Below are 21,669 nucleotides of genomic sequence, written 5' to 3'. Positions count from 1 at the left end.
CATGACACAATCAGCAAAAACAATACTCGTGGTTGAAGATGAGCCGTCACTGGCTATCGTTTTATGTGAATACCTAGCACAAGCGGGGTTTCAAACTCACATCATTGCTAATGGTCTAGACGTGATTGGTTGGGTAAAAAAACACAACCCTGATCTACTGATCCTAGATTTAATGCTACCGAATCGTGATGGCCTTGATATCTATCGTGAATTGAGAACCTTTAGCCAAGTGCCCGTGGTAATGGCCACTGCGCGTGTCGATGAAATCGATCGCTTATTAGGCCTTGAACTCGGCGCTGACGATTATATCTGCAAACCATATAGCCCGCGTGAAGTGGTCGCTCGAATCAAAAATGTATTACGTCGTACCGTCGAGGTGACAGCACAGCATGGCCTCAGAATTAATGATGAGCAGATGAAAGCGACATTTGATGGTAATGAACTCACTCTAACACCCGCGGAATTTCGCCTACTGAGCTTTTTTAACCAGCACTCAGGTCAAGTCTTTAACCGTGACCAATTGATGCAAAAAATTTATGCCGACCATCGCTTAGTCACCGACCGTACCATCGATAGTCACATTAAGAACTTACGTAAGAAATTACAAGATGCGGCGCCTGACAATGAATACATCAAATCCATTTACGGGGTTGGTTATCGTTTTACACTGTAATCACTTAACATTGTCATTATTTTAATCTTTTTTAATATTGTGCGTAATCTCCACATTTCCTCCATAATTCCTGCGCATTTGTTGCTTATAGTTACTCCATCAACAGGTTAACCCACAGCGAGTTAACCTTGTTTAAGACTAACAACCAGCAATAAGTGAGTACATGATGAAAAAAACATTATTTATTACCGCCGCCTTATTAACAGCAATGACAACCACGACATTTGCTTATGCAGATAATGATAACAAGCAAGGTAAGCATGTGTCTTTTGAGCAAATGGACACCAACCAAGATGGCCAAGTATCAAAAGAAGAAGCAACGGGTCGTTTAGCTGAGCATTTTGATAAATTCGATACTGACAACGACGGTTTCATTAGCAAAGCAGATTTACCCAACAAAGGTAAGCATCATAAAGGCAAGATATTCGACGAAATGGACACCAACAATGATGGTAAGATCTCAAAAGATGAGGCCACTGGCCGTCTAGCCGAAAACTTTGATAAATTTGATGCGAACAACGATGGCTTCATCACTAAAGCCGATATGAAAAATAAAGGTAAGCATCATAAAGGTAGAAACCACAAAGGCATGATATTCAATAAAATGGACACCAATGGTGATGGTAAAATTTCCAAAGAAGAAATGAACCAATACTTTGATAAGCTAGATTCCAACAGTGATGGTTATATCACTAAAGAAGATATAAAAGCACAACATCACAAACGTTAAACAGAAAAATGTCAATTACGCCACACTAAAAAATGCCCAACTTAATGGGGTCACTTCATATCACTAACAGGCATTTTTATTGCCTTACCAGCTGCTTTTTAACCAAACATTATAACTTTAGTGTTAACTGGATCATGTTTATTCGTGTCAAAGCTCCTTTTAACTATCTGAATTACATAAGATGAAGTTAACCAATAAATGTGACCCAGCTAACAAACAGAGTGTGAGTGATTTATGTCAAAACCTTATCCCCTTGGAGCAAACTTGCTATCTGCCAGCAGCTCAAAACCACAAGGCTGTAACTTTTCGATATACGCACCAGACTGTGCCAATTTGCAGCTGGTATTATTTAATGGCAAAACCCAACGCAGTTTTACTATCGAAAACAAATATGCGGGTATTCACCATATCTTCATCAGCGATATTAGCGCTGGTCAGCAGTATGGTTTCTCAAGCTATATAGAGGGTGAAGACTGGTTATTGCTTGACCCTTACGCAAAAGCAGTAAGCAAAGCCCCTTATTATCAGCCGCCCTACAGCGCCGACAAAAGCTGGCATATGGCAAAAGCACTCGTTACCGATAATACATTTGATTGGCAAGATGTTCCCCCTCCTGATGTACCACTTGCTGAAACCATTTTATTAGAGACACACACCAAAGGTTTTAGCCAATTAAACCCCGCGATAACATCTGCTGCGCCAGGCAGTTATCAAGCATTAGCAGACCCAGCCAATATTAAATTATTACAAGAACAAGGTATTACCAGTGTACAACTGTTACCTGTTGCCGTGTGTATGCATGAACCGCATTTATTAAAGCAACAAGGCGTCAATTTTTGGGGTTATAGTACCCTCGCCTTCATGGCTCCAGATCCTCGTTATGCAACCATCGATGCGGTAGCCGAGTTAAAAACCGCAATCCGCGAGCTGCACCGAAATGGTATCGAAGTGATCTTAGATGTGGTCTTTAACCATACAGCAGAAGGTGGCCAAGATGGTCCTATATTCAATCTTAAAGCTCTCGACAAGCGTTATTATTTACGCAATGAAAATGGCCTACGTAACTACACAGGTTGTGGTAACAGCTTAGATTTAACTCACCAGGCCAGCCTTAATTTAGTCATGGACAGCTTACGTTATTGGGTGAGTGAATATCATATTGACGGTTTCCGTTTTGATTTGGCCGCAACGCTGGGTCGTAACGGCGATCGCTTCAACCAACAAGCACCTTTTTTTCACGCCGTTGCCCAAGACCCTATTTTACAGCCGACAAAACTTATTGCAGAACCTTGGGATATTGGTCCTGATGGCTACCAATTAAGTTATTTCCCCGATGGCTGGAACGAATGTAATGATAAATTCCGTGATACTGTACGTAGCTTTTGGCGTGGTGACCATGGCTACTTAAAAGATTTTGCGACCCGTATTATGGGCTCGCGCCACTTCTTTAGTGGTGGCCGCTGGCCGCATAAATTACCCGTCAATTATATTGCATACCATGACGGATTCACCTTACAAGATTTAGTGTCTTACAACGATAAGCACAATTGTGCTAATGGTGAAAATAATCGCGATGGTCATGGTGATAACCGCTCATATAATTGTGGTATTGAAGGCATCACCGATAATGTCGAAATAATCGCCTTTCGTGAAAAGCAAAAACGTAATTTGATCACAACTTTACTGTTTAGTTTTGGCATTCCGCATCTGTTAGCTGCAGATACCGTGTCGCATACGCAAGGCGGTAACAATAATGCTTACTGCCAGGATAATGCAATAAGCTGGCTAAACTGGCAAATGGACGAATTAAAACAAGAATTCCAAGACTGGTTAAGTAAGATGATCGCAGCGCGTAAACAATACATGCTGCCATTCATTGACGCATTTACTGGTGATGGTCGTAATAATCACCGTATTAGCTGGTACTGCAGCAATGGCGAAGTAATGCAACAACATGACTGGGAGCATCAAAATTGCTTAGGGCTACATCTCGGGCTTAATACTGATGGCGACGAGCTACTATTATTATTCAATCAAATAGATACGCCTGTCGATTTCAAATTACCGGATGTACCGCCAATTTGGCATCGCGTTTGTGATACGAGTTCAATGCACCTTGCGCCATTAAATGTAAACGATCACTATCAACTTGCAGGCCGTTCGATGGTGGTATTACAACGCAGTGGTGTTAATGATACCGTTAAGGGTCATCAAGTTGCCGCAGATGCTATTGTTACTAAGAAAGCGGTGTCAACGCGCCCTATCGATAGCATCTAAAGCACTGACGCGTTTAATTTCTTGGGGGCTAAAATAAGCCTCCCGTAATTGGGCAATGTCGAGCTGTTGTTGCTCACTATCGCTGCTTTCATCGCCCGCGTTATCCTTAATAACAGCCAGTTCTTCTCTATATTCAGCTAGCTTAACCTGCCACTGTTCACGTTTAACCTCCAGTGCGGCTAAACGATCTGCCACTTCAGGTGAAAATGATTGTTGGGTTAAATCTTGTAGTTCTCGTTGACTCGCGCCTTGCGCTTCTAAAGCTTGATACTGATCTCGATATTCATTGAGTTGATTCGCGTTATGCTGTTGCGTCAATAACCACTCCGGTGCAGTTGTATCTAACGCTGCCTTCGCCACCTGTTTTTCAGCGCTATTTAATCCAGTATCCTTATTAATCTTAGCCAAACTTAACATGTAATCTTCGTACTCATCTGCTTGACCGAAAAAAGCCGCAATAACATCATCATCAAGATAATTAGTGCGCGCATCGAGAACCATGTCACGCACTTCAATTACCTTGTCTAAGGTATATTCACCACTATTTTCAGGATCAGCACCTTGCTCAAATTGCTGCTTAATCACAGTCACTTCATTTAAATATTGTAGATAGCCCGAAAATATATCCATACTTTGAGTCAATGCAGGATCAGTAAGCTGCGATGTCAGGCTGTGCTTTATACGCAGAACAATAATGTCGAGACTTTCTTCTCCCATTGCCGACAGATAAAAATCAAATAAATGCTGAATTTTTTTGTTAATAACCAATTCACCCAATTCATTCACATCCAGTGTTAGTGGTAATACAGCACCTAACAAGGAGCTAGGTAATAACAACGGCACAGCTTGTCGTTCGGTATCCTCAACAAGCCCGTCATCCCCCCGATTAACGAGGGCGTTAATCGCTTCTGGCGCTAATGGATAGCTCGTTTGCTTTACGACTATTTCCGATAAAATCGGCGATGTTGATTTTACTGAAATGGCTGCTTCATCGTCTGACGATAATAATGTGCCCCCCACAACTGCAATGACGACGAATAACCCAATAACCATGATAAGCGGTGTTGATTTAAATGACATGACAGGCTCCATCGAACGCGGTTCGGTAAATAAATAAGTACTTGAAAAAATAAGTCCTGTGAACAAATAAGCACTGTCATTTATCCACAGTGCTTACCCCATGTTCAAATTAGTGTATTACAGCCCAGCGCTTGTTAAACGCTTCGCGTGTGCCGAATATAAAGGTAAAGGACTCGTACTGCCTAAACCACGTAAGCCGAACATGCCATTAATTTCATCCGCGTGGTTCATGGTGTAATCATCACGAATGACTTTACCTAAATGAGTAGAACAGCGTCCAACAACCCCATCATTTTCTTCATCTATCGTAAGATACGTTACCGCTAATAAGCCATCAGCAAGATCAAGTACATTAGAATTGAATACAGGATTATATGTACCGCCCCATGAGTAATACGATACACCGTTAACGTTATGCTCACCGTCATTGACTGAATAGTCATACACCCAGTTTGGCCAGTACCAAGAACCGGCGTTATAACTTGGCGTCGCTTTACATTCTCCTTGCCTTAAACCCTCAGGGTATTTCGCATTAAAAATCGCTGCGTCTTTAGAGTTCAACGCCTCTAATGATCCCATTGCATTAACAGCATTATCATTATTACCAGTCGCAACAGCGAGTAAACTGGCAACCGCGTTACCAATCGCCATCGCTGGACCTTCTAATGGCGAATCCTTAATAACATCCGCAGTACCAGAACCTCGATGCGGCGACCCCACAGAGGTAACCGACGCGATCAGCTCAGGTCGAACTGACGCCACATAGCGAGAATCAATACCACCTTGCGAATGGCCAATTAAGTTAAACTTCTCAGCGCCCGTGACGGCACTAAGTTGCTCTAAATAGCTCAGTAACTGCTCGCCACGTACTTCACTGGTATCATAACCACTGACTTGTGGCGTATACACGTCTGTCGCACCAACATCTGCTAATGCCCCTTTCACACCATAAAAATAGTCTGCGAGTACACTGTCAAAACCAGCGAGGCCATGCACTAATACCACAGGGTATTTGGTTTTACCCGAGGTATCCGCTTGAGCGGGTGTAACCATGAAGCACAAGGCTCCAGCTAAGACAGGAAGTAAAGTCCGAGTTTTTTTTAACATAGTTAATCCTTTATCGTTAAGTTATCGCCAACTTAGTTATGACGGCAATGTCGCGCACCCATAATGACAACCTGTCCCGTTCGAGTGCAGAAAAGTTATAACGTAAAAAAACAACAGGTACAACCAGATGAATGACATCAGTTATATGCATGGCTTTAAAGACCAAAAGCAGCGTAAAAATTTAATTTTAAGTAACAAAGCCACTCAATAAATCAAATTTAAATGAAATATAAACATTAAACTTCAAATCTAAATAATTACTATTCAACAATGTGATTACATGGGGAAGTTACTATTAATCTATAAGCTGTTGTAAATAAGCTATATTTAAGAGTTATTTGTATGTTTAAAATAAATTTAACTTATTATAAACATATTTATAATAATCAGACTTAGATCATACTAAGACATGACATTAGGTTTATAACAGACACAAAAAAACCAGTAATCAGATTACTGGTTTAAAATGATATGCCACTTTAATTTGTCATTACACGCATTAAATAGCTGAATGTTCATAATCATTTAATCGAATATCAATGTTTATTGATATCATCCCACATGCCGAGTACCAGCGCTTGTTTCTGAGGGGTTAACTCATTTGAAACCAGAGCGTCTCGTAAGCTATGCACGACTTGAAATTTAATGTCGTGGGGATAAATTTTACCTATATTTTCGCACTTTGCCGTAGCAAAAGTAACGTGGCCGTGTAAATATTGGGCCGCAAATAGTTGATCCGACGTTCCTTGTTCTACAAATCCATCAAGCTTTTCCATTAGCTTGCTTTGATAAGTAGGTTTAGACAATGATTAATCCTCATATTCTGGGTTGGCGACACGATACATGATGTAATCACGATAACCTGTGGTTACTCGAATAAAACCTGATAATGCTTGGTCTAATTCAACATCCCCCGTGTCTACGATTAAGGGACGTCCTGCTAATGCCGACAACTTCGTTTTGGTTGCCAACACAATAATATTTTCTTTACCGATTTGTTTAATCAACTGCGGCGACAGTTGTTGATTACCACGACCAAAAATATGCCCCTGACCACCGATTAAGGTGATCACTAATTTACACGGCTTATCTTGTGTCAACGCGATTAATTGCGCTGCCGTTTGGTCTGCAGCAATCAATTCATGCTGATGGACAACATCAACACCTAATAAGGTATTATCGAGTCCTAATTCGGCCATGGCAAATGCCACTGTCGACCCAGACCCCATAATATAATATTCATCTTCCATATCTGCCATGACATCAGCAGCTATATCTGTAAGTACTAACTCATCTGATTCAATACCGCCCATTTTTACGCTTTGTACATAACGTAAATCGCTCGGCACCATCATTTCGCCATAACGCTTCGCTTTTACAGTACCTTGACGAAATGCAACTTCATCAATATCCATCACATCAGCATCAGCTAAGGTAACCAGTTCGCCTAAAATCAACCGACGAACCACACAACCAGCGGCTTTTGGCGTGACACCATAAACACCTGAATGGATCTTGCAGCCTGCTGGTACGCCTAATACTGGCACGACATCATTGATCGTCGCACAAATATTACGCGCAGTACCATCACCACCAGCAAACAATAACAAATCTATATCTTGGGCTAATAATGCTTCAACCGCAGCATAAGTATCTTGCTCTGTGGTCGAGTCATTCGCTGGTCGATACACCACCGTCACATTAAGGCCTAATTCTAAACTGCAACGCTCACCCATTTCTCCACCCGCAGTTACAATGCTGAAACGCGGCGCAAGATCTGCAAACTGACCTAATGCTTGTAACATGCGATTATTGGCTTGCGGTATAGCACCTAAACTAAGCGCTTGCTGAGCGACATTATCACTGCCTTTTAACGCGACACTACCACCAACACCTGCAACGGGGTTAATAATAATCTCCAGCTTAAACGGCTTCACGTTCATACATACCTCGATAATCAAAATCTTCTAATACCAACGGCTTAGTATTATAAAATACTTGTAGTGCTGTCACTAACGCTTGCGTTCTCGCTGATAAACCGTTTTCTAAATATAAACGTACTTGATCGTGGATCTTGTGTTGAAAAGCCAATCGGTCAATCACAATATCAGCTAAATTGTCGGCACTAACGCGAAATTGAAATCCCGTGGCAACACAAATAATCCATTCAATCGCCTGCGGTACAATCTCGACTTTTTCAAACTCTGCTTGCTGCTGCGCATTACGCCCGTCAGCAATATACCAATAACCAAAATCTACTAATTGATGACGCGCTAATCCCGCGACTAACCAATGTGAAATTTCATGCAGACCACTGGCAAAAAAACCATGGGCAAAAATAATACGGTGATGCTCACAACTAACATATTGTTCAAAGTCAGTATGCGCCGGCATGTAAATCGGCTCATCATCACCTTTGACTAATTGGGTATTAAATTCGCGTGCAAACGTATGGTTAAAAACAGCAATTAAATCTTGATATTGATGCTGCAGCTCATCGTTTACTGAGGAGTTGCTTACTAATAAATTGTTTGCTGATAAGTCTTTTAAATCGTCTTGCATACTGCGCCTAGCTAATTTTGGAATTACTGAGCACTATTTAATGAGCAGGATTATACCCCTATGGTAGTGGTATGTCCGCTAATATATCGCGCTCAAATCGGTAATTTTCGCTAGTAGAATACTCCTTTACGCGATATTAATCTAATACTGTTGATGACGTTAACGTCACAACTCCAACACGAGCAGCAGTTCCGAAACTCGCTTCTGCAGTAAGTAACAACTGATTATCACCTTGCCAGATAATACTCTCCCACTGTCCATAAAGAGAGAGATTAAAGCGCTTTGCCATATCCCAATTTAAGTTATTGTTGTTAATCGGCACAACCCAAATAAAAGGGTGTTTGTAAACCAAGTTACTATCATATCCAAGTAATACCAATTGCGCGGTTTCAGCATTATAATCTGCCGCCGTGATCAACCCATCGACATTCAAAGTTTGTGCGGGAATGACCTCTATAACACTGTGCTTAGCTGCACTGTTATTAATATCGACTAAGTCCATTCGATACAAACGGCTGTGTAAATCGCTCCAGTTTTTACTTAATACCCATAATTCCTGTTCCACTACAGTTGCGGCTTCGCAATCATAATCGTGCATGTAACTGGTTAATGCTGTATCTGGTTTATCTGCCATCGAAAAGCGTGCGGTATTAACCGCTGCAATGCTCTCACCATCACCAGCTTGCATTAACGTCTCTGTATCAACACTGATAATGCTGCGACTATCCCGGGTACCATGATTATTTCCACAATCCATGATAAAGATATTGCCTTCGTCTTGCGCTAATGATTCCCAGTCATAACTGATAGCATCATCAATGTGTACCTGCTTAAGTACTTGCCCTGTTTGTTCATCTATTTGATATAAATTAGCGCCATCACCACTGTCATTCGTCGTCCATGTTTGGCCGCTAAACCGTGCCAACGCAGAGCTTTCTTGTACCCTGTCTTGCAGGGTGCTTTGTATTTCTATATCAAGTACCGGGTAATTATCCAGCGGTCTTGACCAATATAGATGGCCGATCACTGCAATCATGCCAGTAATCAATAAGCCCCAAATGACTTTTTTAACTACCCCTCTAAATTCTGCCATTACGACCCTCTGCAATATGTACTACAGCGCCATCAATCAGAAACAACGCTATCAATAAAAAGTAACTTAAGTATAAATAGCACTTTAACTATATAGTATTGATTATAAAACTTAATTTTACTAATTTAACCCTTTCCTAATACTAAAAAGCAATACAATAGATATATTCACTTTAAATTGAAATATTTTAAGCGTACACTTGTACGCCTAACTGGTAAGACAACTTAATGATAGGATAATGTATGTCACAAAGTGCTACAGCGATAACAAGTCCGACAGCGATAATCGCAACGGCAGATACAGTTACCGCACCCTATAGTGTAAAAGAAGAAGCAGCAAACACCTGGTCGCATCTCCTTGGTGCCTTACTCAGTATTGCCGCCCTAATCGCACTATTAATACCGTCAATCGCACAAGCTGACCCTTGGCGCATTGCCAGCTTTAGTATTTATGGCATTTCGATGTTTTTATTGTTTTTTGCCTCAAGCGCTTATCATTACGCCACGAATCCGGCGATAAAAGCGAAATTAAAAACACTCGACCACTGTGCCATTTTCTTGCTGATAGCAGGGACTTATACGCCATTACTCTTGATTGAACTACGCGGTACGCTCGGTTGGAGTATCTTTGCAATTGTCTGGTCAATGGCAATCTTTGGCATTATCGCCAAGCTCTATTGGGCTGAACGCTTTAAAAAAATATCGTTATTTTTCTACCTTATTATGGGCTGGTTAATTGTCTTTGCAGGCGATGAGTTATTAGGTAAGTTAGATACTGGCGCGCTGTACTGGTTGTTTGCCGGCGGGCTTGCTTATTCAATTGGCGCCATTTTCTATGCCAATAAGCGTATCCCGTATAACCACGCTATCTGGCATATCTTCGTATTACTCGGTAGTGCTTGTCATTTTGTCACTATTTACCTTTATGTTCTGCCAGCTAATCACTAAAGCCATAGGCATTAAGCGGTCATGCTTAATGCCTATTTCCTAAATTAATAGTACTTAATCCACTAACGAAACTTCAATGTTACAACTTGCCATGACTCGCTTGATTTCAGGTATACAAGAGCCACACCCAGTACCCGCTTTACTGCAGCCACCCACAGCAGCCACCGTATCAGCACCTGCTTTCACAGCTTCAATAATGTCGTATTCTGTCACTTGATGACAAGCACATACCATACGACTTGGCGGTGTTTTCGCTTCGCCTTTTAACGTGGCACGTAAACCAACATCAGGCATTAACAAGGTTAAACTAGCTAACCAAGAATCATCATCCACATCGCTAGCAGGCGTCACCATTAAACTAATATCAAGGTTTTCTTGAAAACTCATGGCAAAACGGTATTTCTGCTCTGCCACATTCTCGTAATCAACTTGCTTAGTCATATAGCTGTTATGTAGAGCGAGTTTTAATTGTTGGAAGAATTCAGCTGGCTCTGCAACACTGGCAAGATAATATAAAAACCCCTGTTCTAAACGACGCTCAATCCAGTAATCCACCATAGGCAATATTTTAGCCACTTGCAGACGACGTTGACTCCATAGTGCTGCACGCGATGCATGTGACCATGCACTGACACTCACTGGCGTATATTTGTTTTCTGGCTGCCCCGATAATGGATCTGTATGCCCTGCGACTAAGCTGGATATAGCCCCGGCACTGGCATTTTGACGACTCCAGTGAATAGGTAAAAATAACTCACCTGGGTTTTGACTCACAGTCGCATGCGCACGTACTAATAACTTACCTTGTAAACTTTCAACTGCAACCAAGCTGCCATCGGTAATCCCACGTTCTGTTAAGTCTTGCGGGTTAATCGACAATAACGGCTCAGGCATATGGCCATTAAGCTTGGTGGCTAAACCAGTACGACTCATACTATGCCACTGATCTCGATTACGACCGGTATTTAAGATCATCGGATAATCTTGGCAGACTGAACTTGCTGCTGATTTGTGGTAAAGCGCAATAAAGTTAGCTTTACCTGACGGCGTCGAAAAATGCCCATCGGTGAATAATCGCGCTTGTGACTTGTTGCCTTTTATCGGCCACTGCATCGGTTTATGCTGGTCATAATCTTGATCAGCCAATACCGCAATATCTAAACCCCTTGGCAAAGCATCTTGTTTAAAGCCAGTCATTTGTGCATATTCAGCAAACACATCAGCCTCTGACTCAAAACTAAAGTCTTTGGTAAAGCCCATGCGTTTGGCGACTTCTGCTAATAACCACCAATCCGCTTTTGCCTCACCAACACTCGGTAGAAAACCACGTTGACGTGATATACAACGTTCTGAATTGGTTACTGTACCGGTTTTTTCCCCCCAGCCTTGAGCTGGTAGTAGTACATCAGCGCACGCAATGGTATCTGACTTGGCAATGCAGTCAGACACCACCACCAGCGGACAATTTAATAACGCTTGCTGTATTTTGTCTGAATCTGGCAAACTCACCACCGGATTCGTGCCCATGATCCAAATCGCTTTAATCTTACCTTGATGCACTTGATCAAACATGTCGATCGCTTTAGCACCGTTTTTTGTGGCCAATTTATCGGTATGCCAGAACTCACTCACCAGAGCATGACTCTCAGGCGTAAAGTCCATGTGCGCCGCTAGCATGCTTGCAAGACCACCCACTTCGCGGCCCCCCATGGCATTTGGTTGACCGGTCACAGAAAATGGACTTGCCCCCGGTTTACCCACACGGCCTGTGGCTAAGTGACAGTTAATTATCGCGTTTACTTTGTTGGTGCCACTGGTTGACTGGTTTACCCCTTGGCTAAATAAGGTGAGGGTCTTATCGATATCGGTAAAACGACGGAAAAAAGCCAACATGGTATCGAGTTCAAGGTTACAAAATGCGGCTAACTCCTCCCAACTTGGTGTTGATTGGTAAGCTGATTTGAGTGCCTCTTCAAATCCTTCCGTATGCTCGGCAATATAGGTAAGATCACAAGCATTTTCTTGGTCCAGAAACTCCAACAGTCCATTATACAGCGCCACATCCGTACCCGGGCGAATGGCTAAATGTAGATCGGTAATATCACAGGTATCAGTTCGACGTGGATCAATCACGGTAATTTTTAAATTCGGGTTGGCCATTTTCGCCTGTTTAATACGGCGGAATAAAATAGGATGACACCAAGCTAAATTCGAACCGACTAAACAGATATGCTCGGCAGCTTCAATATCACCATAGCAAGCGGGAACTGCATCTTCACCAAAGGCACGCTTATGCGCAACAACGGCAGAAGACATACACAAGCGTGAGTTCGAGTCGATATTACTGCTGCCAATAAACCCTTTCATCAATTTATTAGCAATATAATAGTCTTCGGTAAGTAACTGCCCTGATACATAAAAGGCAACGGCGTCCGGGCCATGTTCAGCGATGACTTTATTAAATGAAGAAGCGACATAGCTTAAGGTGGTTTCCATACTCTGCGCTTGGCCACGAATATAACATTCGCTAAGACGTCCTTCTGGGACTAAGGTATCGGCTAGCGTTAATCCTTTTGAGCAAAGATTACCTAAATTGGTCGGGTGTGATTCATCACCACGGATCGTCACTGAATTGTCTTGGTTTACTTGCGCTTCGACACCACAACCGGTACCACAATAAGGACATGTTGTTTTAACCCACTTGGGTTGCTGCTTTAATTTCTGCATATATCATCCTTGGTTACGCATGTTCTTACCAAGGAATAAAGCAAAAAACCAGCCAAGTCTAACGTTTAGAGAGAACAAATTGAAAATCACAGGAAAATAAGGTTAGATAGTCGGATGCAAGGGTAGCGAATGACTTTATTGCCAAAATAGAAAGGCTTTAAGCGCAAGAATAGTACTAAAACAGTGCTAAAATAATAAAGTGCACCGTATTGGTGCACCTCATTATCATCACCAATATATTTATCGGCTTAACTTTATTGTTGAGTCATATCGTTGAATCTCTCAAACAAAAAATCCAGAAACAAGCGAATGCGTTTGGGCTGATACTGCTTGCTGGTATAAATCACATTTAAATCAGCACTTGATACCGACCTTGAGGTATTAAAATTCTTCATATAACCATCAAGCACAGTAACAAGGCGCCCACTATTAATATCGTCTTGCACATCCACAATTGATTTTAGTGCTATCCCAGCCCCAGCTAATGCCCACTGCCTAATAACTTCACCATCATCAGAAAGTCGTTTTGCTGCCACTGTCATGGTGGTTTTATGTTCTTGCTGTTGGAAATGCCAAGTCTTTAACTCTTCGTTACCACGCAACATCACCAAGCAATCATGCTCAACTAACGCTTCTGGTGTTAGCGGCACACCACGCTTGGCTAAATATTCCGGTGATGCGCACAATACTCGCCAACTTGATGATAACGGCCTTGATATAAGACTACTATCAGCCAGTTCACCATAACGAATAACGATATCAATCCCCGATTCAGCAATATTTGATATCCGATCATTGAGGTATAAATAAGGCACGACATCAGGGTAGCGTTTAGAGAACTCAGATAATATCGGCAAAATATATTGCTTACCTATATCCTTTGGCGCCGAGATTTTGAGCGAACCTTTCACTTGTTCAACCACATTTTGTAAGCGGTTCTCAGTCTCATTGACACTGGCTATTATTTCCATCGCCGCCTGATAATAAAGCTCGCCAGCATCCGTTAATGCAATATGCCGCGTTGTTCGATTCAATAACTTCACCGCATATCTTTCTTCTAATGCTTGTAGTCTTGCGGTCATTGTCGCGGGAGAGAGCCCCATGTCACGCCCAGCTGCGGCCAAACCTTGATGTTTCACAATACTAACAAACATGGCCATATCAGAAAATTTATCCATACCCTCTCCTATTGTTCATTTTATCCGAATAATGATTTCATATTTTACTCAATTATCAAAATAAATCGAATGAATATAATAGTCAGCATATTATAAACAGAGATAACCATGATGATCGAAAAAGAAACAATGCCTTTCCAAGTTTGGATACTAACACTTGCCGCATTTGCGATTGGCACCGCCGAGTTTGTTATCGCCGGTATTCTGCCGCAAATAGCTATATCGCTGTCTATTACAGAAGGTCAGGCTGGTTACTTAATCAGTGCCTATGCGTTAGCCATCGTCATTGGCGGTCCGATTTTAACGATATATTTAGCCCGTTTTAATAAAAAAGCGGTACTGACGGGTTTAATGCTGCTGTTTATTCTCGGTAATATACTATCCGCTTTAGCACCAACCTACGAATTATTATTAGTTAGCCGTGTCATTGCGGGACTAGTACAAGGCCCATTTTATGGCATTGGCGCGGTTGTCGCGACGAATCTGGTATCAGAAAAAATGGCTGGTCGTGCCGTCGGTCAAATGTTCGCAGGTCTAACCTTGGCCAATGTACTCGGTGTACCTGCTGGTACTTGGATCAGCCTACAGTTCGGCTGGCAAAACACGTTTCTGACCGTTGCTGCATTCGGTGCAGTGGCCATGGTTTTCATTCTCATGTCAATCAAATCAACGGGTCATGGCGAAGCTAAGAATATTAAAGCCCAGCTTATGGCATTCAAAAATCCGATGTTATTACTGAGTCTAGCAATCATGGCTTTTGCATGGTCTGGTTTCATGACGCTATATGGATATATTGCGCCTATCGCGATGCACATCACTGGTTATGGCGAAGATGCGGTGACTTGGATCTTAGTGATTGTCGGTCTTGGTCTCATCATAGGTAACACCATAGGTAGCCGTTCAGCAGACAAAAACCTCAACAAAGCATCATTATTCTGGGCTGTGGCCATGATCCTTTCCTTAGTATTGGTCGGTCTAGTTATTGATAACAAAATTCTTTTTGTCATCGCCGCATTTATCTTCGGCATCGCATCGTTTGCCAATGTACCTGCAATGCAACTTCGAGTCATGAATCACGGTGGCGAAGGTCAAGAATTAGCGGCCACAGCAAATATCTCGGCATTCAATTTGGCCAACGCATTCGGCGGCATCCTTGGCGGTATCGTACTTGATAGCAGTATGGGCGCGAGCATGATCCCTTACGCTGCCATCATCGTCCCCATGATTGGCTTACTGTTCATCGTGAAAGCAAACAAATCCCCATTAAACGGCTAAAATAAGGTAAATATCATGAGTAAATTATTCCAGAACGCCACACTAAAACAATTAAACTTAAAAAATCGCGTGGTAATGGCACCAATGACCCGAGCGCGTACTAGTCAACCCGGCAATATACCCAATGAATTAATGACGACTTATTACAAGCAACGCGCCAACGCCGGATTAATCATTTCTGAAGCCACACAAATTTCTGATGATTCACAAGGTTATTCATTCACACCGGGCGTTTATACCGATGCACACGTTAAAGGCTGGCAACCGATCACCCGCGCTATCCATGAACAAGGGGCTGCCATGTTTTGTCAGTTATGGCATGTAGGCCGCGTTTCTCATCCAACATTTCAACATGGTGAACTACCTATCGCACCGTCAGCACTTGCGCCTGTAGAAACTAAAGTTTGGATCTCTGATGACCAAGGTAATGGCAACATGGTGGATTGCATTCAACCTCGCGAGATGACGCAAGCAGACATAACACGCGTAATTAAAGACTTTGCTTACTCAGCTAAGCGTGCTGTAGAAGCTGGTTTTGATGGTGTCGAGATCCACGGTGGTAATGGTTATCTTATCGACCAATTCCTTCGCACAAATTCTAACAAACGAGCAGACAAATATGGCGGCACAAATAGTAATCGCATCCGTTTTCTATTAGAAGTTGTCGATGCTGTGATTGCAGCAATTGGCGCTGATAAAGTCGGTGTACGTCTTGCACCATTCATCACATTTAAAGACATGAACTGCCCAGATATTGTACCTACAATTCTAGAAGCATCAGAAGAACTACAAGCACGTGACATCGCTTACATGCATTTATCAGAAGCGGATTGGGATGATGCACCTGTAATACCTGAAAGCTTCCGTATTGAACTACGAAACCTGTTCACGAATACCATCATTGTCGCGGGCAGTTATACGCAAGAACGTGCCGAAGAAATATTAACGAAAGGTTATGCGGATTTAGTCGCTTTCGGTCGTCCATTCGTATCAAACCCCGATTTAGTTGAACGTTTAAAGCACAATTACGCACTAGCAGATCTTGACGGTGCTACACTGTTTGGCGGTGATGGAGCTGGTTATATTGACTACCCAACTCATGCTTAATTTTAATTAATCAAAACCAATAATAAAAAATAAAGGCTTACCAATGTAAGCCTTTATTTTTTCGTCAATATAGATAAGATAAAATACTATTTACTCACCGCCAAATACGCGCCAGCAGCGATCATAATGCTGCCTGCACCTCTGTTTAAGCGTTGATGAGCCACTGGTGTTTTTAACATCCCTGCCATGCGACTAGCGCCAAAAGCAATCAACATTAAGCCTGACATTAAAGCGATAGCCGACAACACTGACACTAAGGCAATATCTTGTGCCTTTAATACCGTCAAATCGATAAACGTCGGTAAAAACTAAATATAAAATAGGATCACTTTTGGATTCGATGCTGAAATTAAAAAGCCCTGAGTAAAACTCGCCAACATACTACCTTCTTGCTGTGCTTTAGTTTCGACTTGAACAGCTTCAGCTTGAATATCACTCTTAATCTGCGGCAAAGCTTTAATCATTTTATAACCGAGATAAATAAGGTAAGCAGCACCGATATAACGAATAGCAGTAAATACTTCAGACCAATTTTCAGCTATCGTTGCCAGACCAAAACACGCTAAAATTAAATAAATCACATCACTACCTATCATGCCCATTGCCAGCATGATACATTTTTTAGGACCTTCAACCATCGCACGAGCCAAAATGGCAAATACACCAGGCCCAGGGGTAATACCAAAAATAAATATCGCGATAAAAAATGTAACTGCAGACTCAAAGGACATCAATAATTCTCTCTCTAAAAAAAAACAACTAAATATTAACTAAGTAATGATCTAAGTAGTAACTAAGTTTAATAACGTATTTTATTAAAGTGGACTGTAGCATAGCGACTCGTTCAGTCTTCCAAATTAATGATGATTAAGCATAATTAATTTGCAAAAATGTACGCCACCAACTGTAACATTACTATTTAAGCCCATCGACTACTCAAAAATTTCATAATGCCGTTGTACATTGGCTGTTGCTTTAGCCCAGGCTGAACTTTTGACCCTGGCTTGGTGTTGCTCAAAAGCCGTTTTATTAATGAATTCTTCGTATACATCGAAACGGTTAAAGTTAATTTCAGATGGCGTGACGTTAAACATCAAGCAGCCCGGTTCATTGCGCGTCAGTTCTTTATGACTGATAAGTGCTTTCTTCACTGCAGACAGGTCCGCTGTTGGGACTATAATAAATCCTTTTAGAATAACTTTTTTCATCTTTAGCTCCTGATACGCTTAAAATAAATAATCCTCAACATAAAATATAACGTAATAGTACCGGTTTACATTACAAGGTCTGATTTTTGCGATCTGCCTAAAACAAAAAACGGCCTCAAATATACATTTGAGGCCGTTGGCATTTATCATTTTAAGCTTTTATGCTTAGGGTAACGCCAAATCATTATTTGTATAAATGACGCTCTGAGTTCAAGCCTTTAATAAGGCTCACACACATAAGCAGCAATACAAACGTAAATGGTAGCGCGGTGATAGTCACACCAGCTTGCAACGCTTGCAGTGCTTCAGAACCACCAATCCATAACATAACACCAGCAATAGTACCTTCTACTACAGCCCAGAATATACGCTGTGGTACAGGTGCATCAATCTTACCGCCAGACGTGATGCTGTCGATGACAAGTGAACCTGAATCTGATGATGTAATAAAGAAGATTAACACTAAAATAATCGACAATATTGATAACACATCACCATACGGTAGTGCATCGTACACATGGAATAAAGATAATGATAAATCAGTTAAGCCGTTAGCACCCAACTCACCCACTTTATTAACCACTTGGTCGATTGCAATACCACCAAATGTTGCCATCCATACTAGCGTCACTAATGTTGGAACAAAAATAACGGCAGACAAGAATTCACGAACCGTACGACCTTTAGAAATACGCGCAATGAACATACCTACGAATGGTGACCATGAAATCCACCAAGCCCAGTAAAATACCGTCCACCCCTGCATCCAAGCTGTATCATCACGACCATGTGGGTTACTTAACCCAATAAAGTTTTGGCCATAAGCAATTAAGGTTTCAGGAATAGCCACAGTAACAACATCAAAGCCAATGATCAGTACAAAGATCAATAACGCAAAGGCAAACACCATATTGATATTACTCAATACTTTAACGCCGCCATCGATACCACGGATAACCGAAAAGATTGCAATTAACGTAACAAAGGCAATCACAATCAACTGCATGCCAATACCGCCATCAGTACCAAATACATGATTGATACCACTCGTTGCTTGCTGTGCGCCAAGACCTAGCGATGTCGCAAGACCAAATAGCGTCGCAAGTACGGCTAAGATATCAACAACGTGACCAGCCCAGCCCCAAGCTCTATCACCAATAATCGGATAGAAAACAGAACGAATTGAAAGAGGAAGCCCTTTATTATAAGCAAAGAAGGCCAATGCAAGTGCTACGATACCGTAGATAGCCCAACCGTGAATACCCCAGTTATAAATCGTTGCTGCAAGTGCTAATGACTTTGCTTCAGCAGTTAACGGTTCAACATTAAATGGGGTTCCCCACCAATTAGTGAAATAAGCCGTTGGTTCTGCAACACCCCAGAACAGTAGACCAATCCCCATACCACCAGCAAATAACATTGCTAACCACGAGATCGTTGAATGTTCAGATTTTGCTTCTTTACCACCAATACGGATCTTACCAAGCGGCGATACGATTAATACGGCAATAAAAAAGACAAAGAAGTTAGTTGACCACATAAAGAAACTATCAAAATCAGCTAAAATGCCATTTTTAATCGTGTTTAATGTTTCTTTTGCGGTAGCAGGGTCGACGAGAAGAAGTGCTGAGAGGAAGAAGATAATAAGGCCGGCACTGATACCGAACACGGGATTATGTATATCGAACCCCCACTTTTGTACATTATCTTGACCGACTTGGTAATCAGTTGTTTCAATACTATATTTATTTAACGTACTATTTTTGTTTAACGAGCTATCCATAAGTTATGCTGAGCATATATCCTGCAATACTTTTTAATCGAAAAGTAAAAACGAAAGGGTCATTAGTTAAAACCATAATGAGCCAAGTGATAAAAATCGGTTAAAAGAGTAGCAAAAAAGGTGACAAAACTCAAACAACCGCGGCCTGAACTTTATTTAGATAAAGCATAAAGTTGCTGGATATAAATATACATAAAAATATGCTTGAGATAAAAAGAGTATTATTGCACTTGACCATAAAATATTTATATCGACCATAAATTATCATCAAGATCCAAGCGTAAAGTTAAATGAATAATACTGATAATTAATAGTACTGATAATTACTCGAATTCCCCTCTTTTAGCCCTTTTGCGACATACATTGCAGAATCAGCCGTTAAGAATAACTTATTCACTGTATCAACGTCCTTAGATAAAAAAGAAATGCCTATCGCACAACCCACATTGACAGCCTCACCATCGATATACATAGGTAGCTGTATTTGCTTGATGATCCGTTCAACAATCGATTGAACATTAAGATCATGTCCATAATCACATAAGATCAAAACAAATTCATCACCACCAATACGCGCAAAGATATCTTCATCACCTATACTATAAGATACTCTTTTTGAAATAGTTTTAAGTACCTCATCACCCGCATGATGACCTAATGTATCATTCACCTGCTTAAAGCCATTGAGATCGATAAACAAACAACATAGCTGTTTTTTCTTTTGTATTTTAACAGTAATTAATTCCATACAATGCTTTCTATTAGGAAGCTGAGTCAACTCATCCATATTTGACTGTTTCTGAGTCCGCTTAAAGTTTAGATATGTCACTAACCAAACGGTAATTAACACCGTGACCATAAACAGCGCTGTATAGATGATATATAACAAGACCTGTTGGTTTCGATTAACCTCATCAGTAAAAATGTTAAGATCACTGCCTTTCAATTCAAAAAAAACAACATTGTCATGGCCTAATTTCAATTGCTCAACAATCGCTAAAATATCAGGGTAATGATTAATAGGTTGTTCTTTGAGCAACACCTGTTGAGTAACTTCATCTAACTTATCTATATTTTCTTGTAAAACATTAACCGCATAGCGCTGTAATAAAGGCGAAATTTTGACATCTAGCGCTAAAAACTCATAACTGACAATTAAAAAGTCTAATTTTTCTAAGAGCCCCTCATTATCTTGCTTGTTTAAATATATCGATTTTTTTATTTGCGCTTCAAGTTGTGACAGTTCTTTGCCAACATACCAAGTTCCCCAATATGAGGCGCGTATTGATTCAACATTACGCATCACATTTTTATTATTCTGCTCATATTTCAACGTAATAAAGCCAGCTAAATACAACTCAACTAAGACGATCAAAATCAAAGGTAACCACATTGTTATTGTGTATTTATTTTTCATTAGTGCGTAATTCCACAGTTAATATCAATACTTTCAACAAACCAAACGAGGTTAATCACCACGTTCAATTCGTGGATATCATCAATGCTAACAGCACTCAAATCTCGCATTAATATTAATGGTCCTTTATGTCGTCGCGTTATCGCTTCATCATCGATGGCATAAGCTAGCATGTATTTATGCTGCTGTAATTCTGCGGCGGTTATTTTGACACTGTAAGCATTCTTTGCATGTACATGAATCGCTTCTAAACCATGACCATCAACACGCCTGATGATATTTTCAAGATACACCCCTAAGTACCGATGTTCCTGCTTTTTCCAAGGTAATAATGTCGTTATTTCAGCACTCTCCAAAACCCTTAACTCTGGCATAGTAAAGTTTACAGCTTGCTTATTTTTACAGTTTTCAACCTTAAAAATTGTGTTATCAGTACCATATGAAAAAAACGATATAAATGTTAATAAAACACTGATAAACCTTATCGTAACGTTATTTTTTCTCA

The 21,669-nt window shown here is 41.0% G+C and carries 20 protein-coding genes; 6 read left to right on the top strand and 14 right to left on the bottom strand.

Annotation, left to right across the window (positions count from 1 at the left end; all coding sequences use genetic code 11):
- The first annotated feature begins 1 nt into the window (after window position 1).
- The 3 genes from FR932_RS02350 to glgX all read left to right on the top strand — a co-directional run bounded on the left by FR932_RS02350 (window position 2) and on the right by glgX (window position 3,680).
- Window positions 2-673 carry a response regulator gene (locus FR932_RS02350; RefSeq protein ID WP_019441987.1) on the top strand — a complete coding sequence of 224 codons (672 nt, stop codon included), beginning with the start codon at window positions 2-4 and terminating at the stop codon, window positions 671-673.
- A gap of 163 nt (window positions 674-836) precedes the next feature.
- Window positions 837-1,403, top strand: coding sequence for an EF-hand domain-containing protein (locus tag FR932_RS02345; RefSeq protein WP_019441986.1), 567 nt, complete (start codon window positions 837-839; stop codon window positions 1,401-1,403).
- Between the two features lie 234 nt (window positions 1,404-1,637).
- Window positions 1,638-3,680 (top strand): glycogen debranching protein GlgX, encoded by a 2,043-nt coding sequence (glgX, locus tag FR932_RS02340; RefSeq protein WP_081588322.1) that lies wholly within the window; start codon window positions 1,638-1,640, stop codon window positions 3,678-3,680.
- On the opposite strand, the gene FR932_RS02335 is transcribed toward glgX, so the two are convergent.
- The 6 genes from FR932_RS02335 to FR932_RS02310 all read right to left on the bottom strand — a co-directional run bounded on the left by FR932_RS02335 (window position 3,654) and on the right by FR932_RS02310 (window position 9,522).
- Window positions 3,654-4,760: a lipase secretion chaperone gene (locus tag FR932_RS02335; RefSeq protein WP_019441984.1), complete on the bottom strand. Its 1,107-nt coding sequence runs from the start codon at window positions 4,758-4,760 to the stop codon at window positions 3,654-3,656. The two genes, glgX and FR932_RS02335, sit on opposite strands and share 27 nt — an antisense overlap.
- Window positions 4,761-4,877: 117 nt before the next feature.
- The gene (locus FR932_RS02330; protein ID WP_019441983.1) at window positions 4,878-5,867 is read right to left on the bottom strand and encodes an esterase/lipase family protein; all 990 of its coding nucleotides are present in this window, start codon (window positions 5,865-5,867) and stop codon (window positions 4,878-4,880) included.
- A 536-nt stretch (window positions 5,868-6,403) separates the two neighbouring features.
- A complete protein-coding gene (locus FR932_RS02325) occupies window positions 6,404-6,673 on the bottom strand; it encodes a YfcL family protein (protein WP_019441982.1) in 270 nt (89 codons plus the stop codon).
- Between the two features lie 3 nt (window positions 6,674-6,676).
- Window positions 6,677-7,810, bottom strand: a complete 1,134-nt coding sequence (locus FR932_RS02320) for an ATP-NAD kinase family protein (RefSeq protein ID WP_019441981.1) — start codon at window positions 7,808-7,810, stop codon at window positions 6,677-6,679.
- A complete protein-coding gene (locus FR932_RS02315) occupies window positions 7,791-8,429 on the bottom strand; it encodes an elongation factor P hydroxylase (protein ID WP_019441980.1) in 639 nt (212 codons plus the stop codon). Before FR932_RS02315 ends, FR932_RS02320 begins: the two co-directional genes overlap by 20 nt.
- 136 nt (window positions 8,430-8,565) lie before the next feature.
- Entirely contained in the window at window positions 8,566-9,522 is a 957-nt protein-coding gene (locus FR932_RS02310; protein WP_019441979.1) for a hypothetical protein, read from the bottom strand.
- Between the two features lie 242 nt (window positions 9,523-9,764).
- On the opposite strand from FR932_RS02310, the gene trhA reads away from it, so the two are divergent.
- The gene (trhA, locus tag FR932_RS02305) at window positions 9,765-10,469 is read left to right on the top strand and encodes a PAQR family membrane homeostasis protein TrhA (protein WP_019441978.1); all 705 of its coding nucleotides are present in this window, start codon (window positions 9,765-9,767) and stop codon (window positions 10,467-10,469) included.
- A gap of 54 nt (window positions 10,470-10,523) precedes the next feature.
- Here trhA and FR932_RS02300 read toward each other — a convergent pair whose 3' ends face one another.
- Both FR932_RS02300 and FR932_RS02295 read right to left on the bottom strand, forming a co-directional pair.
- Complete coding sequence (locus FR932_RS02300; protein ID WP_019441977.1) at window positions 10,524-13,196, bottom strand: nitrate reductase; 2,673 nt, start codon at window positions 13,194-13,196, stop codon at window positions 10,524-10,526.
- A gap of 254 nt (window positions 13,197-13,450) precedes the next feature.
- Window positions 13,451-14,374: a LysR family transcriptional regulator gene (locus FR932_RS02295; RefSeq protein ID WP_019441976.1), complete on the bottom strand. Its 924-nt coding sequence runs from the start codon at window positions 14,372-14,374 to the stop codon at window positions 13,451-13,453.
- 108 nt (window positions 14,375-14,482) lie between these two features.
- On the opposite strand from FR932_RS02295, the gene FR932_RS02290 reads away from it, so the two are divergent.
- A complete protein-coding gene (locus FR932_RS02290) occupies window positions 14,483-15,649 on the top strand; it encodes an MFS transporter (RefSeq protein ID WP_019441975.1) in 1,167 nt (388 codons plus the stop codon).
- Between the two features lie 15 nt (window positions 15,650-15,664).
- Complete coding sequence (locus FR932_RS02285; RefSeq protein ID WP_019441974.1) at window positions 15,665-16,756, top strand: alkene reductase; 1,092 nt, start codon at window positions 15,665-15,667, stop codon at window positions 16,754-16,756.
- A gap of 86 nt (window positions 16,757-16,842) precedes the next feature.
- On the opposite strand, the gene FR932_RS02280 is transcribed toward FR932_RS02285, so the two are convergent.
- The 6 genes from FR932_RS02280 to FR932_RS02255 all read right to left on the bottom strand — a co-directional run bounded on the left by FR932_RS02280 (window position 16,843) and on the right by FR932_RS02255 (window position 21,538).
- The gene (locus tag FR932_RS02280; RefSeq protein ID WP_019628935.1) at window positions 16,843-17,043 is read right to left on the bottom strand and encodes a hypothetical protein; all 201 of its coding nucleotides are present in this window, start codon (window positions 17,041-17,043) and stop codon (window positions 16,843-16,845) included.
- Between the two features lie 21 nt (window positions 17,044-17,064).
- Window positions 17,065-17,487: a LysE family translocator gene (locus FR932_RS02275; protein ID WP_019441972.1), complete on the bottom strand. Its 423-nt coding sequence runs from the start codon at window positions 17,485-17,487 to the stop codon at window positions 17,065-17,067.
- A gap of 201 nt (window positions 17,488-17,688) precedes the next feature.
- A complete protein-coding gene (locus FR932_RS02270; protein WP_019441971.1) occupies window positions 17,689-17,964 on the bottom strand; it encodes a putative quinol monooxygenase in 276 nt (91 codons plus the stop codon).
- A 184-nt stretch (window positions 17,965-18,148) separates the two neighbouring features.
- A complete protein-coding gene (locus tag FR932_RS02265; protein WP_019441970.1) occupies window positions 18,149-19,747 on the bottom strand; it encodes a BCCT family transporter in 1,599 nt (532 codons plus the stop codon).
- A gap of 307 nt (window positions 19,748-20,054) precedes the next feature.
- Window positions 20,055-21,164, bottom strand: coding sequence for a GGDEF domain-containing protein (locus FR932_RS02260; protein WP_019441969.1), 1,110 nt, complete (start codon window positions 21,162-21,164; stop codon window positions 20,055-20,057).
- Entirely contained in the window at window positions 21,164-21,538 is a 375-nt protein-coding gene (locus FR932_RS02255) for a hypothetical protein (protein ID WP_240532420.1), read from the bottom strand. Before FR932_RS02255 ends, FR932_RS02260 begins: the two co-directional genes overlap by 1 nt.
- Between the last annotated feature and the right edge of the window lie 131 nt (window positions 21,539-21,669).

The sequence above is a fragment of the Moritella marina ATCC 15381 genome, assembly GCF_008931805.1.
In the GTDB taxonomy this organism is placed as follows: Bacteria; Pseudomonadota; Gammaproteobacteria; order Enterobacterales; family Moritellaceae; genus Moritella; species Moritella marina.
The sequence above is the reverse complement of the archived record's forward strand: the minus strand, read 5'-3'. Positions and strand labels throughout refer to the sequence as shown.

What these genes read in the sequence shown, in the direction of transcription:
- FR932_RS02320 (WP_019441981.1), bottom strand. Translation starts at nt 7,810, where the DNA reads ATGAACGTGAAGCCGTTTAAGCTGGAGATTATTATTAACCCCGTTGCA.
- FR932_RS02255 (WP_240532420.1), bottom strand. Translation starts at nt 21,538, where the DNA reads ATGCCAGAGTTAAGGGTTTTGGAGAGTGCTGAAATAACGACATTATTA.
- FR932_RS02260 (WP_019441969.1), bottom strand. Translation starts at nt 21,164, where the DNA reads ATGAAAAATAAATACACAATAACAATGTGGTTACCTTTGATTTTGATC.
- FR932_RS02335 (WP_019441984.1), bottom strand. Translation starts at nt 4,760, where the DNA reads ATGTCATTTAAATCAACACCGCTTATCATGGTTATTGGGTTATTCGTC.
- FR932_RS02265 (WP_019441970.1), bottom strand. Translation starts at nt 19,747, where the DNA reads ATGGATAGCTCGTTAAACAAAAATAGTACGTTAAATAAATATAGTATT.
- FR932_RS02295 (WP_019441976.1), bottom strand. Translation starts at nt 14,374, where the DNA reads ATGGATAAATTTTCTGATATGGCCATGTTTGTTAGTATTGTGAAACAT.
- FR932_RS02270 (WP_019441971.1), bottom strand. Translation starts at nt 17,964, where the DNA reads ATGAAAAAAGTTATTCTAAAAGGATTTATTATAGTCCCAACAGCGGAC.
- glgX (WP_081588322.1), top strand. Translation starts at nt 1,638, where the DNA reads ATGTCAAAACCTTATCCCCTTGGAGCAAACTTGCTATCTGCCAGCAGC.
- trhA (WP_019441978.1), top strand. Translation starts at nt 9,765, where the DNA reads ATGTCACAAAGTGCTACAGCGATAACAAGTCCGACAGCGATAATCGCA.
- FR932_RS02300 (WP_019441977.1), bottom strand. Translation starts at nt 13,196, where the DNA reads ATGCAGAAATTAAAGCAGCAACCCAAGTGGGTTAAAACAACATGTCCT.
- FR932_RS02315 (WP_019441980.1), bottom strand. Translation starts at nt 8,429, where the DNA reads ATGCAAGACGATTTAAAAGACTTATCAGCAAACAATTTATTAGTAAGC.
- FR932_RS02310 (WP_019441979.1), bottom strand. Translation starts at nt 9,522, where the DNA reads ATGGCAGAATTTAGAGGGGTAGTTAAAAAAGTCATTTGGGGCTTATTG.
- FR932_RS02330 (WP_019441983.1), bottom strand. Translation starts at nt 5,867, where the DNA reads ATGTTAAAAAAAACTCGGACTTTACTTCCTGTCTTAGCTGGAGCCTTG.
- FR932_RS02290 (WP_019441975.1), top strand. Translation starts at nt 14,483, where the DNA reads ATGATGATCGAAAAAGAAACAATGCCTTTCCAAGTTTGGATACTAACA.
- FR932_RS02275 (WP_019441972.1), bottom strand. Translation starts at nt 17,487, where the DNA reads ATGTCCTTTGAGTCTGCAGTTACATTTTTTATCGCGATATTTATTTTT.
- FR932_RS02345 (WP_019441986.1), top strand. Translation starts at nt 837, where the DNA reads ATGATGAAAAAAACATTATTTATTACCGCCGCCTTATTAACAGCAATG.
- FR932_RS02285 (WP_019441974.1), top strand. Translation starts at nt 15,665, where the DNA reads ATGAGTAAATTATTCCAGAACGCCACACTAAAACAATTAAACTTAAAA.
- FR932_RS02350 (WP_019441987.1), top strand. Translation starts at nt 2, where the DNA reads ATGACACAATCAGCAAAAACAATACTCGTGGTTGAAGATGAGCCGTCA.